At 70.8% G+C, this 15081-nt stretch carries 10 protein-coding genes; 2 read left to right on the top strand and 8 right to left on the bottom strand.

Going from position 1 to position 15081, the window contains the following annotated elements; all coding sequences use genetic code 11:
* Nucleotides 1-80 precede the first annotated feature (80 nt).
* Both aspS and ABZX90_RS13455 read left to right on the top strand, forming a co-directional pair.
* A complete protein-coding gene (aspS, locus tag ABZX90_RS13460) occupies nucleotides 81-1844 on the top strand; it encodes an aspartate--tRNA ligase (protein ID WP_355204457.1) in 1764 nt (587 codons plus the stop codon).
* A 136-nt stretch (nucleotides 1845-1980) separates the two neighbouring features.
* Nucleotides 1981-2937, top strand: a complete 957-nt coding sequence (locus ABZX90_RS13455) for an intradiol ring-cleavage dioxygenase (protein WP_351124013.1) — start codon at nucleotides 1981-1983, stop codon at nucleotides 2935-2937.
* Nucleotides 2938-3047: 110 nt separating this feature from the next.
* Here the strand turns inward: ABZX90_RS13455 and ABZX90_RS13450 are convergent, their stop codons facing one another.
* The 8 genes from ABZX90_RS13450 to ABZX90_RS13415 form a co-directional block, all read right to left on the bottom strand.
* Nucleotides 3048-3212, bottom strand: coding sequence for a hypothetical protein (locus ABZX90_RS13450; RefSeq protein WP_355204454.1), 165 nt, complete (start codon nucleotides 3210-3212; stop codon nucleotides 3048-3050).
* Between the two features lie 370 nt (nucleotides 3213-3582).
* Nucleotides 3583-4059: a hypothetical protein gene (locus ABZX90_RS13445; RefSeq protein WP_355204452.1), complete on the bottom strand. Its 477-nt coding sequence runs from the start codon at nucleotides 4057-4059 to the stop codon at nucleotides 3583-3585.
* Between the two features lie 278 nt (nucleotides 4060-4337).
* Complete coding sequence (locus ABZX90_RS13440) at nucleotides 4338-7427, bottom strand: VCBS repeat-containing protein (protein WP_355204449.1); 3090 nt, start codon at nucleotides 7425-7427, stop codon at nucleotides 4338-4340.
* Nucleotides 7428-7565: 138 nt separating this feature from the next.
* On the bottom strand, nucleotides 7566-7931 hold the full coding sequence (locus tag ABZX90_RS13435; protein ID WP_351124001.1) for a PH domain-containing protein: 366 nt from the start codon (nucleotides 7929-7931) through the stop codon (nucleotides 7566-7568).
* Nucleotides 7932-8086: 155 nt separating this feature from the next.
* The gene (gene metG, locus ABZX90_RS13430; RefSeq protein ID WP_355204446.1) at nucleotides 8087-9811 is read right to left on the bottom strand and encodes a methionine--tRNA ligase; all 1725 of its coding nucleotides are present in this window, start codon (nucleotides 9809-9811) and stop codon (nucleotides 8087-8089) included.
* A gap of 165 nt (nucleotides 9812-9976) precedes the next feature.
* On the bottom strand, nucleotides 9977-11743 hold the full coding sequence (locus ABZX90_RS13425; protein ID WP_355204444.1) for a VWA domain-containing protein: 1767 nt from the start codon (nucleotides 11741-11743) through the stop codon (nucleotides 9977-9979).
* Between the two features lie 245 nt (nucleotides 11744-11988).
* Complete coding sequence (locus ABZX90_RS13420; protein ID WP_355204441.1) at nucleotides 11989-13923, bottom strand: FUSC family protein; 1935 nt, start codon at nucleotides 13921-13923, stop codon at nucleotides 11989-11991.
* 37 nt (nucleotides 13924-13960) lie between these two features.
* A complete protein-coding gene (locus tag ABZX90_RS13415; protein ID WP_351123992.1) occupies nucleotides 13961-14947 on the bottom strand; it encodes an endonuclease/exonuclease/phosphatase family protein in 987 nt (328 codons plus the stop codon).
* Nucleotides 14948-15081: the final 134 nt, after the last annotated feature.

The following is a 15081-nucleotide window of genomic DNA, read 5'->3' as shown; positions in this document are numbered from 1 at the left end:
GGCGATCCTGGGCTGCCCGGTACCCTGGGGGTGTTTCACGTGAAACAGGCCCTCAATCCGCGAAGACTGGATGAACGACGATGCATCGGTACAGGTCCCACACCTGCGGCGAGCTCCGCGCCTCTGACGTCGACAGCGACGTCCGGCTGAGCGGCTGGCTGCACAATCGCCGAGACCTGGGTGGCATCCTCTTCATCGATCTGCGCGACCACTACGGCATCACGCAGCTCGTCGCCCGCCCCGGCACACCCGCCTACGAGGCCCTGGACAAGGTCTCCAAGGAGTCGACCGTCCGCGTCGACGGCAAGGTCGTCTCGCGCGGCACGGAGAACGTGAACCCGGACCTGCCGACCGGCGAGGTCGAGGTCGAGGTGAGCGAGGTCGAGCTGCTCGGCGCCGCCGCGCCGCTGCCGTTCACGATCAACGCCGAGGACGGGGTCAACGAGGAGCGGCGCCTGGAGTACCGCTTCCTCGACCTGCGCCGCGAGCGCATGCACCGCAACATCCTGCTGCGTACGGCCGTGATCTCCGCGATCCGTCACAAGATGACGGCGCTGGGCTTCAACGAGATGGCGACCCCGATCCTCAGCGCCACCTCCCCCGAGGGCGCGCGCGACTTCGTGGTCCCCTCCCGGCTGAACCCCGGCAAGTTCTACGCGCTCCCGCAGGCGCCGCAGCAGTTCAAGCAGCTGCTGATGATCTCCGGCTTCGACCGCTACTTCCAGATCGCGCCCTGCTTCCGCGACGAGGACGCCCGCGCGGACCGTTCGCCGGGCGAGTTCTACCAGCTCGACGTCGAGATGTCCTTCGTCGAGCAGGAGGACGTGTTCCAGCCCATCGAGAAGCTCATGACGGAGCTGTTCGAGGAGTTCGGCGGTGACCGTCACGTCACCTCCCCCTTCCCGCGCATCCCGTTCCGCGAGTCGATGCTGAAGTACGGCTCCGACAAGCCGGACCTGCGGGCCCAGCTGGAGCTCACCGACATCACCGACATCTTCGAGAGCTCCGAGTTCAAGGCCTTCGCGGGCAAGCACGTGCGCGCCCTGGCGGTGCCGGACGTGGCCGGTCAGACGCGGAAGTTCTTCGACGGCCTCGGTGACTACGCGGTCGAGCAGGGCGCGAAGGGCCTGGCCTGGGTGCGCGTGGGCGAGGACGGCTCGCTGACCGGCCCGATCGCCAAGTTCCTCACCGAGGAGAACGTCGCCGAGCTGACCAAGCGCCTCTCCCTGGCCGCCGGTCACGCGGTGTTCTTCGGCGCGGGCGAGTTCGACGAGGTCTCGAAGATCATGGGCGCGGTGCGGGTCGAGGCCGCGAAGCGCTCGGGCAACTTCGAGGAGAACGTCTTCCGCTTCTGCTGGATCGTCGACTTCCCGATGTACGAGAAGGACGAGGACACCGGCAAGATCGACTTCTCGCACAACCCCTTCTCGATGCCGCAGGGCGGTCTGGAGGCCCTGGAGACCCAGGACCCGCTGGACATCCTGGGCTGGCAGTACGACATCGTCTGCAACGGCGTCGAGCTCTCCTCCGGCGCGATCCGGAACCACGAGCCCGAGATCATGCTCAAGGCCTTCGAGATCGCGGGCTACGACCGGGAGACCGTCGAGGAGCAGTTCGCCGGCATGCTGCGCGCCTTCCGCTTCGGCGCCCCGCCGCACGGCGGCATCGCCCCGGGCGTCGACCGCATCGTCATGCTGCTCGCGGACGAGCCGAACATCCGCGAGACGATCGCGTTCCCGCTCAACGGCAACGCGCAGGACCTGATGATGGGCGCGCCCACGGAGCTGGACGAGACCCGCCTGCGCGAGCTGCACCTCTCGGTGCGCAAGCCGCAGCCGAAGTAGGCCTCGCACGCCGAGGTAGGCCTCGCACGCTGAAGTGGCCCGGAACCGACGACGGTTCCGGGCCACTTTCGCGTGCGGTGCGAAACCACAGTCGGCACCCACGCTGTTGACAGGTGGGCTCCCTACTGTCCGGCACATGACTGAGACCCAAGGACCCGCGCACAAACGGAACATGACCCGGCGCAAGGTCGTCATCGCAGGTGGAGCGGCCGTGGCGGCCGTGGGCGTGGGCGGCGGTATCGCCGTGACAGCGTCTGCGGGCGAGGTCACGGCCGACAGCGCCGCGGCGGCCGCGTCGAGCGCGGAGACCTGTTACACGCTGACCTCGGAGACCACCGAGGGTCCCTACTACATCGACGCGGACAAGATCCGTCAGGACATCACCGAGGACGAGGAGGGCATCCCCCTGACCCTCAAGCTCAAGGTGATCGACGCGGAGACCTGCAAGCCGGTCCGCAACGCCGCGGTGGACATCTGGCACTGCTCGGCGCTGGGTGTGTACTCCGGCTACGAGGCGATGAGCAACGGCGGTGGCGGGGGCGGTCCGTCGGGCGGGCCCACGGATGTCCCGTCCGGCACCCCCTCGGGCACGCCGACCGGCGAACCCCCGTCCGGCGGGCCCTCCGGAGGCACCGGTGGCGGACACTCCGAGCCCACCGACGACGAGCGGTATCTGCGCGGCACCTGGAAGACCGACAAGCACGGCTACGTCACCTTCAAGACGGTCTTCCCCGGCTGGTACCAGGGTCGCTGCGTCCATATCCACGTGAAGGTCCATGTGGACGGCACGTGGACCGACGCGGGCTACGAGGGCGGCCACACCTGCCACACCGGCCAGCTCTTCTTCGACGAGAAGTCTGTCCTGGCGTCGGCGGAGGTGGCCCCGTACTCCACGAACACGACCACCCGCACGACGCTGGACGAGGACACGATCTACCCGGACAACGGTCACGCGGGCGGGCTCCTGTACCTCTCGTACACCAAGAAGCACATCGCCAAGGGCGTCCACGCCCACCTGACGATGGGCGTCGCCCCGGACGAGACCCACGACAGCTCGGACACCCAGCCGAACGCGTCGGCCTCGGCTTCGTGACCCCCTGACCCACAGAGGCCCGGAACGCCACGGGTTCCGGGCTCGTGACTCCCTGACAGGCAGGGGCCCGGAACACGCTGGTTCCGGGCCCCTTTCCGTTCGGGACCTGATCAGCCCTGTTCCGAGGTGCCCTGCGGGCCGCGCGGGGCTTCGCCGAACAGTTCTTCGGCGTGCGCGACGGTGCCGGCCCGGTCGAGCCAGTCGCCGAGCCGGTCGAGGTCGGTGCAGGTGGTGATCCGCGTACGGACGTCCTCGGAGATGGCCAGCCCGCGCACCTCCAGAACCCGCAGAATCCCCTTGGCCTCCGGCGGGGGTTTCGCCGAGATTGACGTCCAGGAACTCGTAGAAGTAGTCGGAGGCTTGCCGGTCCATCCCTTGCAGGGCGCGGCCCAGCGCTTCCAGCATGGCGTCGATGTCGTGGCTGTGGGCGTGAGCGAGGGCAGAGAGACCCCGGGGGCGCAGGCAAGTTCACCGCGTTGGACACCGCGCAGCGGGACGCGCCGTACGGGTCGGAGTCTCCGTCACCCGGCAGGGTCTGGCCGCGCTTCTGTGCCGGCTCCGGGTGGGCCGTACCGGATGATCGCTCGCTGATGCGGAGGTGGGCGTTCAGGTCCACGTCCGAGATCGTGCGGTCGCGGCACCTGCTCAGGTGTCGTACGTGCCGTCCCACGGTTCGGAGAAGCCGAGGCGGTCCGGGTACAGCTCGGCCCAGGCCTCGCCCTCGTCGACGCCGGTCAGCAGGCCGAACAGCACGCCGTCGACGGTGAGCTGGAACGGCCGGATCGCTATGTCCGTGTACGAGCGCCGGGGCAGGCTGCGCAGCAGCTTCGCCAGGTGGACACGGGCATGCGAGAGCACCGAGTCGTCGCCGTGCGGGTCCCGTTGCTGTTCGGCCCAGGTGCCGGCGCACCAGACCTCCGAGTCGCGGTAGCGGCCCTCGGAGTCGAAGGTGTGGAGCACTGTGTACAGACGTTTGTGCTCTTCCCAGCCGTCGTCGGGACGGAACCCTTCGGGGAAGGCGTACGTGATCGACGCCAGAAACTGACCGTCCGCGTACCGGCCGATTGTCTCGGTGCGGTGCTTCGGTTCGTAGGCGATCGGAATGACCTCGGGGACTGCCATGGCGGAAACCATACGGGTGATCGAGGGCCTTGTGGAGCCGGGGTCCACTCCGGATCGGCGGGACCGGACAGAGGGGGTTTTTCCCGGCGCGTCGCCTGCTCTTCGCCGGTTCGTCGCCGGTTCGTCGGCGGGGGGTCACAGGGCCCTCACCAGGTCTCCAGCCGGTCTGCGGTGCCTCGTCGGCGGCCTCCGTGGGCGCGGCCCGGCTACGCCGAAGAGGGGCCCGGGACGTGTGGTCCCGGGCCCCTCCTCAGGTGATGCGTTTCAGGTGCGGAGCCTCAGGAGAGTGACCGGTATCCGCTCCAGCCGGTCGCGATCTTCGTGCGCGAACCGAACGATCCCTTGCCGTCCCCGCTGTTGCGGTAGAGGTTGCCGCCGCTGTCGCGGCAGACCAGGTCGGCCCTGCCGTCGTCGGTGATGTCACCGACGCCTACGACGGCGTTGTAGGAGCCGCCCCAGTCGCCGAACACCTTCACGCGGGCGGCGAAGGTCCCGTCCCCCTTGCCGTGGTAGCGGTAGAGGGTGTTGGAGGTGTCCTGGGCGAGCAGGTCGCCGATGCCGTCGCCGTCGAGATCACCGGCGCCGACGATCTTCTTGTAGCTCTTCCAGCTGTCGTAGAGCTTCACGCGGGCGGACAGCGTGCCCGTGCTCGTTCCCTTGTAGAGGTAGACGGTTCCGCCGGCCGCGACGCGCGCGATCAGGTCGGGACGGCCGTCACCGCTCACGTCGCCGGGCGAGGTCAGGACGTCGTACTGCGTCCAGCCGCTGCTCGCGAGCGTGGTGTACGACGTCTTCGGGGTGACCGCGGCGCCGCAGTGCGGCTTGTACGCCCGCAGGGCGCCGCTGCCCAGCCGGACGAGGACGTCGTTGCAGCGGTCGCCGTCGAGGTCGCCGAACGGCACGGCCTTGACGCTGGTGGCCCAGCCGGAACCGCTGATCTTGTCGCCGAACTTTCCGGTGCCGGTGCCCGACTGGAAGGTCAGGTCGCCGGACGAGTTCAGGGTGAGGAGGTCGCCGCGGCCGTCCGGTCCTTCCGCGCTGGAGAAGTCGTGCCGGACCGGTGCGCCTCCCTGCAGGAAGCCCTTGCCGGTCGCGACGGTGACCGCCGAGGCGGTGCCGGTGCCGGTGGCCTTGAGGGTCCAGGTGAAGTGCCCGTTGGGGAAGCGGGCGTTGTCGACCGTCGTGCCGTACCAGTCCGTGGCCACCCGGACGGTGGACGCGCCCCCGGTGACCGTGCGGGTCGCCTTGCCCCGCGCGCCGCTCTGGACGGAGGTGAAGGTCACCGACCAGGAGGTGACCGGGCGGGACAGCAGCCAGGAGCCGTGGAAGGGGGTGCCGGAGCCGACGAAGTCCGTTGCCTCGGTCTTGAAGGCCGTCACGGCCGACGGCGTGACACCGGTCCTGGCGATGTGCGTCCGCTCGTACAGGTCGGTCCAGGCCACCAGGCCCGTGTACTCGTCCACGGTCCACTTGAAGCGGCGGTCCATGGCGAGGCCGGTGTCCGCGACATCGGTGGCGAGCACACGGCCGGTGCCGGTCGCCGCGTCCGTCAGCACCAGGGTGCCCGCGGCACGGTCGTGGCGGACGGTGAAGCCGTCGCCGAGCAGCACGTCGCCGCCGTTCACCGTGCGGGAGGTGGCGGCCTTGGAGTCGTACACGCCGGCCGAGCCGTCGCCGCACGCCCAGTACACCCAGCGGCCCGCCGCCTGGAGTTCGCCCGGCACGCAGGACATGCCCGGAACGGTCACCGTCGCGAGGGTCTTGTCCTCGGTCAGGCTGTACGAGGTGAGCTTGCCTGTCGTCGAGGCGCTCCAGAGGGTCGAGCCGTTCAGCGCGGCGGCGCGCACCGACCGCTTCAGCTTCTGTCCCTGACCGAACTCGCCGATGTATTGCTCCGGTGAGGCACCCCCGGAGTCGTAGACCGCGTAGTTGTCCGAGACGTCGACGATGTGGCCGCCCGTGGTGCCGAACTCCAGGGTCCAGTCCGAGGAGCCGTCCAGCATGGCGACCAGCCGGTCCTTACCGGTCAGACCGGTGCCGGTGGTGCCGAGGAAGGCGTCCCGCGGGCTGTTGCCGAGGTTTCCCCAGAGCGTCGAGCAGGCCACGCCCGTGTACGCGCAGCGCGTGAGCACCTTGTCCCCTGCCTCCGGCGCGGAGGCGCTGAGCTGCCCGCCGACCACGGCGAGCGTGCGCAGCGAGGTGGTGTCCATGGTGCCGCTCGGGTCGTCCTCGGCGAGGCGCAGGCTGCCGCGGCTGAGCGCCAGGCCGGTCTTCGCGTTCTCCGTCGCCGGGATCTGGGCGAGCTGCTCCAGGCCGGGCGTGCCGTCGGCGGCCACGGCGAAGCGCCCCACCCACCAGTCGCTCGCGCCGGTGCCGCCGGTGACGAGGGCGGCGCTGCCGGACGCGCGGAGCACGTACGCCCCCGCCTTGGCCGCCAGGGTGCGTGAGGAGCCGTCCTTCAGGGAGACGGCCCGCAGCTCGCTGGTGCCGGTGCCGGTGTGCAGCGGGAGCAGCAGCCAGTCGCCGGAGAGCACCGGGCCGCCGTCGAGCTGGGCACCGGGCGCGGGCAGGGCGATCACCTGCTCGGCGGCTTCGGGGTCCGTGCGGGGTTTGACTCGCAGGTCGCCGCCGGCCGGGTCGTACCAGCCGATCCGGTCGTCACTGAGGACGGTGTACGGACGCGCGTCCATGCCGGAGAAGACCCTGGTGGCGGTGGCCGTGGCCAGGTCGAGGTAGTACAGGTTGCCGCCGACCTTGAACAGCGCGCCGTGCGCGTCGGCGGCGGTGACGGAGCCCGAGGTGATCCGGGTGTCGGCCGGTGTGATGGCGCGGGAGCGCCAGGCGCCGTCGACGAGGTCGTGCACCGACCACTCGGTGAGGACCGTCCGTCCGGCGAGCCCCCGGTAGCCCTCGTCCGAGGTGAACGACGTCGTCGTCCGGGTCGCCGGGTCCCACAGGGCTACGGAGCCGGACGACGGCAGCGCGACCAGGTCGGCGTCGCTGCCGTACCAGGCGGTGGGGCAGGTCGACGAGCCGAGACTCGCGCAGGCGCCCGTGGGTGCGTACACGCCGTCGGCGGTCCGGACGACCGTGCTCGTGCCGGCGGCGTAGTCCGTCCACAGCAGCCCGGTGATCCCGAGCTGCCGGTGCAGGAAGCCGCTCGCGCCGGCCACCAGCGGGCGGTCGGCGCGCGGTTGTGTGTCGGCGGGGTCGGTCAGGGTGATCTCGGAGGTGGACCCGGCCGGTGCGGCAGGGTCCGCCGAGGCGCCGTTCTGCGGCAGAACGGCGATGGTGGCGGCCGCCACGGCGACCGCTATGGCGGAGACGGCCGCGGCAAGGCCGCGCCGTCTCGGGGCGTGTCTGCCCACGTGAACTGTCCCTCCCCGCGAGGGCCCCCGCCCTCGCACAAGTGCGCGGATGCTAGCAGGGGTTGACAGGGGGCCTGGCGGGGAGGGTGCCGTATCGCCGCAGGTGAGCCGGGTCGGGCCGGCCTGCGGCGGGCGGGGCTACTTCGCCACGTACTGGGTGAGGATCGCCTGGACCTCGTAGATGTCGACGCCCTTGGTGAAGGTCTTCTGGATGGGGAGGGAGGCGCCGGAGACCCAGATCTTCAGCTCGGCGTCGAGGTCGAAGGTGCCGGCCGTCTCCACCGCGAAGTGGGTGATGCTCCGGTACGGGATGGAGTGGTACTCCACCTTCTTGCCGGTGATGCCCTGCTTGTCGACCAGGATCAGACGGCGGTCGGTGAACAGGATGGTGTCACGTATCAGTTGGTACGCGGCGTGGACCTGCTCGTTCTGGCCCAGCAGGCGAGCGAAGTCCTGCTGCGCCGAGGCCGGGTCGACGGTGTGCGCGTTTCCGAAGAGCGCCATGGATGTACCCCCCACTCAGTGGACTCGCTGGTCCACTCGTGTCCCAGGAAGCCAACGGCTTCACATGATCTTCGCAATGTATACCGCCCGAAAGGGGGTGCACAGAGAAGAGCCCGGGAACGGTTCGTTCCCGGGCTCCTGTCGAGCGGTGGGTGTTACTCGGGCGCGCCGCCGAAGCGCTCCTTGTACGACTCCAGGTCCTCGTCCGTGATCTTGGCGAAGAGGACCGGGGGAACGGTGAAGGGGGTGCCGGAGGGGACGAAGGCCAGGGCACGGACCTCGTCCTGCGTCACCCAGGTCGCCGTGTCGTCGGCCAGGGCGAAGGCCGAGCGCATCGCGCGGGCGGACGCCGGGATGAAGGGTTCCGAGACCACCGAGTAGAGGTGGATCAGGTTCATCGCCGTACGGAGCGTCAGCGCCGCGCCCTCGGGGCTGGTCTTGATCTCCAGCCAGGGGGCCTTCTCCTCCAGGTAGGAGTTGCCCGCCGACCACAGGGCGCGCAGCGCGGCGGCCGCCTTGCGGAACTGGAGCGCCTCCATCTGGGTCTCGTACTCCGCGAGCAGGCCCGTGATCTCCTCGCCCAGCTTCGCCTCGGCCTCGCCGGCCTCCGAGCCCGCCGGGACCTCCTCGCCGAAGCGCTTCTTGGAGAAGGACAGGACGCGGTTGACGAAGTTGCCGAGGGTGTCGGCCAGGTCCTTGTTGACCGTGGCCGTGAAGTGCTCCCAGGTGAACGACGAGTCGTCCGACTCGGGGGCGTTGGCGATGAGGAAGTAGCGCCAGTAGTCGGCGGGCAGGATGTCCAGGGCGTGGTCCGTGAAGACGCCGCGCTTCTGGGACGTGGAGAACTTCCCGCCGTAGTACGTCAGCCAGTTGAAGGCCTTGACGTAGTCGACCTTCTTCCACGGCTCGCGCACGCCCAGTTCGGTGGCCGGGAACATCACGGTGTGGAAGGGCACGTTGTCCTTCGCCATGAACTGCGTGTAGCGGACCGGGTTCTCGCCGGAGTCCGCGTCGTACCACCAGGACTTCCAGTCGCGGTTCTCTGTGTTCTGGTCGGCCCACTCCTTCGTCGCGCCGATGTACTCGATCGGGGCGTCGAACCAGACGTAGAAGACCTTGCCCTCCGCCGCCAGCTCCGGCCAGGTGTCGGCCGGGACGGGGACGCCCCAGTCCAGGTCACGGGTGATCGCGCGGTCGTGCAGGCCCTCGGTCAGCCACTTGCGGGCGATGGAGGAGGCGAGCTGCGGCCACTCGGACTCGTGGCGGGCCACCCACTCCTCGACCTCGTGCTGGAGCTTCGACTGGAGGAGGAAGAGGTGCTTCGTCTCGCGGACCTCCAGGTCCGTCGAGCCGGAGATCGCCGAGCGCGGGTTGATCAGGTCCGTGGGGTCGAGCACGCGCGTGCAGTTCTCGCACTGGTCGCCGCGGGCCTTGTCGTAACCGCAGTGCGGGCAGGTGCCCTCGACATAGCGGTCCGGCAGGAAACGGCCGTCGGTGGGCGAGTACACCTGGCGGATCGCGCGCTCCTCGATGAAGCCGTTCTCGTTCAGGCGGCGCGCGAAGTGCTGGGTGATCTCACGGTTCTCCGGGCTGGAGCTGCGGCCGAAGTAGTCGAAGGCCAGCTCGAACCCGTCGTACACGGCCTTCTGCGCGTCGTGCGCCTGCGCGCAGAACTCGTCGACCGGCAGGCCGCGCTCCTTGGCCGCCAGCTCGGCAGGGGTGCCGTGCTCGTCCGTCGCGCAGATGTACAGGACGTCGTGGCCGCGCTGGCGGAGGTACCGGGAGTACACGTCCGCCGGGAGCATGGACCCCACCATGTTGCCCAGGTGCTTGATCCCGTTGATGTACGGAAGGGCGCTGGTGATGAGGTGTCGAGCCATTGCGGGCTGCTCCCAGGTCGCTACGTGGGGCGACGATCGCGTCCGTTGTGCGGTCGGCGGGTCGTCGTCGGTGAACCTTGAAATCGTAGCCGACATGGGTGGGCCGCCCGCTTCCCGTTTTAAGGGGTGGGAAGCGGGCGGCCGGGGTGTCGGTCGTGCGGGGGGTTACGGGCGCCAGTTCTCCAGGACGCCGTCGTAGACCTCGACGTCCGTCAGCTCGCGCGGGGCCGGGCCCGCGTGGAAGAAGGCCGTGTTGCCGGTCTTCAGCTTCCGCAGGTAGTCGAAGGCCTTGTTGTCGAGCTCGCCGAAGGCGACGAAGGAGAAGAAGACGCCCGGGTGGTCCTTCGCCGCGTCCGTGAGGGACTGGGTGGCGGGGGTCTTGGCGTCGGGGGCGCCGTCCGTCTGGAAGATCACCAGGGCCGGGTCGGTGGTGTCCGACTTCTGGTAGTGGCTGACGACTTCCTCCACCGCGGCGTGGTAGCTCGTACGACCCATGCGGCCGAGGCCGGCGTGCAGGTCGTCGACCTTGTTCTCGTGCTCGGTGAGCGTGAGAACGCCGGTGCCGTCCAGCTCCGTGGAGAAGAAGACGACGTGGACGGCCGCGTTCGGGTCCAGGTGGGCGGCGAGCGCGAGGGCCTGCTCGCCGAGGGCCTGGGCGGAGCCGTCCTTGTAGTACGCGCGCATCGACGCGGAGCGGTCGAGGACGAGGTAGACCTTCGCGCGGGTTCCGGTGAGGTCCCGCTTCTGGAGCGCGGTACCCGCTTCGTTGTACGCCGTGACCAGGGCCGGAGCCTCGGTCTTGACGCGGCTCAGCGGAACGGCGGACTCGCCGGGGGCCGCGGCCTCGGCGACGCCGCCATCGGCCTCGTCCTCGGCGGCAGCGGGCTCGTCCACCTGCGCGGCCACAGGAGTGACCTCCTCGGCAACGGGCTCCGCCTCGACCTCGGCGACCGGCTCGGCCTCGGGCTCGACCACGGGGTCGGCCTCGGCGACGGGCGCCGGCTCGGGCTCCGTCTCGGCGACGGGTTCCGCCTCCGCCTCGGTGGTCGGCTCGGCCGCTCTCTCAGCGACGGGCTCGGGCTCGGCGACCGGCTCGGCCTCTACGACGGGCTCCGCCTCCGGCTCGGGCTCGACCGTAGCGTCAGCCTCAGCCTGAGCCTCGGCGACGGGCTCGGCCTCGACGACCGGCTCCGCCTCGGCGACGGGCTCCGGCTCAGCAACAGGCTCCGCCTCGGTGACGGGCTCGGCCTCCGGCTCAGTAACAGGCTCAGCCTCGGCCACGGGCTCCGGCTCTACGACGGGCTCCGCTTCAGCTTCAGCCTGGGCCTCGGCCACGGGCTCGACCGCAGCCTCAGCCTCGGCGACGGGCTCGGCCTCGACGACCGGCTCCGGCTCCGCCTCGGCGACGGGCTCGGCGACCGGCTCCGCCTCGACCTCAGCGGCGGGCTCGGCCTCGGCGACCGGCTCCGGCTCCGCCTCGACCTCAGCCGCGGGCTCGGCCTCGGCCACGGGCTCCGCCTCGGCGACCGGCTCCGCCTCGACCTCAGCGGTGGGCTCGGCCTCGGCGACAGGCTCGGCTTCCGGCTTCGCCTCCGCGGCCGGTTCCGGGGCTTCTTCGGCCGGGCTTTCCGCCGCGGGCGTCTCTTCCTCGGAAGGAGACGAGGTCTGCTTCGGTACCGACACGTTGTCGAAGGCGGCCGAAACCAGCTCGTCGACCACGGAGGGCTTGGGCTCGGACGCGGGAGCCGGGATGGTCGGCTCGGCCTCCGGCACGGGGGTGGAGGCCGACCCGGCCTCGGGGGAAAGCGTCGGCTCCGCGGCGGGAGCCGGGACCGTCGCGGTCGAGGTGGCCTCTCGCGAGGTCTCCGCGTCGGCGTCACGACCCTTGCGTGAGCGGCCGATCGCATTCCGCAGGAGAGTGAGAATGCCCATGTGCGCAACCCTTCGCGTGAGTTGATCCCGTCAATCCCTGGCCAGGACGGACACGTAAGGTTAGCGGCCACAGAAGGTGATCTTCGGCAGGGGCGGCACACCGGACGACGGTCACGTCAACCCCCTTACGGCGCCCACGGGTTCACTTTCCTACCACGGGCATTTGTCGGAATTCTGCGTTCCGTCGCGCGTCCTCCCTCGTATCACGCTTGTGTGAAGGGATCGCAAGGGGAGGGTAAAGCGCGTCAGTGCGGTGAGGCGATCGCTCTGGCCGCCGCGACCTCCTGCCGTACCGGCTCCAGCACGCTGCCCGAGGGGCCCGTGAGGTCGGTACGGACGGCCACGAGCACGTCCGTCTCGCGCAGTCCCTCGGACAGCTCCCGCAGCTGGAGCGCGATGGTGGAGATCTCGACCGACGACGGCTCGGCGGCGCCCTGTTTCACACGGACCCGGGCGGCGGTCGTCGCGTCCACGATCCGTTCGACGGCGACGACGAGCGGCATCCAGGCGGCGGCGCGGCGCCCGTTGGGCGGCGGTTCGGTCAGGGCGCGCTGGAACTCCGTACGGATGGAGGAGAGGTCGCGGTACAGGCGGCGTCGGCTGCGGGCGCGGGCTGCGGGCTCGGCGGCGTCCCCGAAGGCCAGCTCGACATAGCCGGCGGTGTCGGCGACCGCGTCCGCGAGCCGGTCGCCGACGCGGGCGTGCCAGCTCTCGGGCCAGAGGAGGTACCCGGCCACCAGGGCGATCGCGCAGCCGATGAGGGAGTCGACGAGACGGGGGACGATGAGTCCGGTGCCCTGGTGGTTGAGGATGTCGGACAGCAGAAGGATCACCGGGGTGATGGCGGCGGTCTGATAGCCGTAGCCGCGGGGGGTCAGGGCCGGGATGAGCGGGCCGAGCAGCATCATCACGGGCACGTCCCACCAGCCGCGCGGCACCACGGTCAGGACGGCCGCCGCGACCACCAGGCCGACGACCGTGCCGATCGCGCGGAGCAGCGCCCGGGAGAAGACGGAGCCGTAGTCGGGCTTCATGACGAAGGTGATGGTGAGCGCGACCCAGTACGAGCGCGGCACCGCGACGGTCGAGACCAGCACCTGGCCGAGGCCGATGCACAGGGCGAGCCGGGTGCCGTAGCGCCAGGAGGCCCCTGAGAGCAGGACGTTGCGGGTGGCGCGGGCGGCGCGGACACGGAGCGCGGCGGGCCGGCCGAGGCGGTCGTCGAGGGCGCGCGCGTCGGGCGACCGGTCCGTCACGACATCGGCGGCGTGCCGCAGGGCGTGGTCGACGGCCCGCGCGGTCTCGTCGGCCGGGGTGGGCAGGCGCAGTTCCAGGGGACCGGTACCGCCCGTCTCGACGGTCTCGGCGAGCCGGCGTACGGCGGCGGGGATCTCGGCGGGCAGCGGCTCGCCCCGCTGGTGGGCGGCGGGGGCGGCCTCGACGACGGGGGTGACGGCGTTCAGTTGGGCGAGGAGCCTGACGAGGTCGGGGCTGCGGCCGTGGTGGAACGCGCGCCGGGCGAGGACGACGTCGTACGACTCGTTCAGGGACTGGGTGACGGCGAAGCGGAGGCGTTCGTAGTCGTCGGTGCCGCTCGCGGCGAGCAGGTCGGCGACCGTCCGGTAGGTGCTCGCGACGGCGGACCGCTCCGGCATTCCCGAGCGCAGCGGCCAGGCGAGCAGGGTCAGGGCGAGGACCAGGAGCCCGCCGCCGGACATCAGCAGCGGGGCGAGCCACCAGGCGCCGGGCAGGGGAAGTCCGGCGCCGATCACGCAGTTGAGGAGCAGCAGCAGTCCGGTGACGGAGGCGACGGCGCCGATCGACGAGATCATCCCGGAGATCAGGGCGACCCCGGTCACGGCGACGACGGCCTCCCAGCCGTGCCCGAAGACCGCGGCGCCGATCGTGACGCCGATCGCGCCGAAGAACTGCGGGACGGCGATGTTGAAGATCCGCATGCGGTACGCGTCCGCGGTGTCGCCGATGACTCCGGACAGCGCGCCCATGGAGGCGAGGGCGCCGTACGCGGGCTGGTCGTAGGCGAGGCCGATGGCGAGGGGGAGCGAGAGGGCGACGGCGGCGCGTGCGGCGGCGGGCCGGTTGACGGGTGCCCGCTGCGGTTGGAGGTTCCTGACCAGCCAGTCGGGAGGGGTGAGGCCGATGGGGAACTCGCGGGACATGTCCCGAGTATGACGGTTTCCGCGGACGGCTCCCAGATCATTCCCGTTGGTGGAGGGTGAGATCGACGACGAGCGCGCGGTGGTCGCTGCCGCCGATCCGCAGGAAGGCGGCCCGCTCGGCGGAGAAGTCGGCGGAGACGAGGACGTGGTCGATCTGCGCGCCGAACGCCGGTGTGGTCGGGGCGGGCCAGCTCGGGGTGCGCGGGGAACCTGCCAGCCGGGCGCTGTCACGCAGTCCTGTGTCGAGGATGCGGCGGAAGGCGGCGTGGTCCTGGGAGGCGTTGAAGTCCCCGGCGAGAACGGTGGTTTCGCGGGACTTCGCGGCGTAGTCGCGCAGTTCGCCCAGTTCGCGCCGCCAGACGCCCAGTTGACCCGGGAGCGGGGGCATCGGGTGGGCGAGCTGCAGCCGTACGGCGTGGCCCCGTACGTCGGCGACGGCGCCCGGCATCCCCATGGTTCCGCGTACTCCGTCGGCGCCCTTCAGCGGGAACCGGCTCATGACGACCGACCCGTCGGACCCGGCCCCCTCGACGGCCTCCCGGTACGGATAGACGCCCCCGCTGCCCCCGAAGGCGTCCTCCAGCGCCCGTGAACACCTGTACTCGCACTCCTCGACGAACAGGATGTCGGGCCTGTGCCGCCGTACGGAGTCGATGAGTGAAGCGGTCCCCCGTCCGAACTCCACGTTGGAGGTCATGACCCGCAGTCCGGCGAGCGGATTCCCGCCGGGCTCTGCGGTCTTCCCGTAGGGCTCGATGAACCAGGCGACGACCCCCAGGACGGCGACCCCCCACACCAGGCCGGTCCGCCATCGCGCGAGCAGGGCGAGCAGCAGGGCGAGGCCGGTCGGCACGAGCAGCCACGGCAGGAACGCCAGCAGTTGCGGTACGGGCGTGATCCCGTCGGTGTCGATCGCCCGGCATCCGACGACGACGCTCACCCCGGCCAGCAGCAGACCGGCCACCCAGACCCCGAAGGTCCCGCCGGCCCGCCGCTCCGGGTGGGACGGCTCCTCCGCACTCATCCACTCAGCCGCCGCAGTGTCCAACTCCCCGCCTTCCGCTCGTCCGCGTGGGATGTCCGAATCCTCCCCCTAAGACGGGGTGCGGCGGCGGAGGGTTGCCCGATGTGGCGTCCGCGGGCCGGGGCGCCCGCCCG

It is taken from the genome of Streptomyces sp. NPDC002935, from assembly GCF_040611295.1.
Lineage (GTDB): Bacteria > Actinomycetota > Actinomycetes > Streptomycetales > Streptomycetaceae > Streptomyces.
This window is presented reverse-complemented; position numbering and strand designations above follow the sequence as displayed.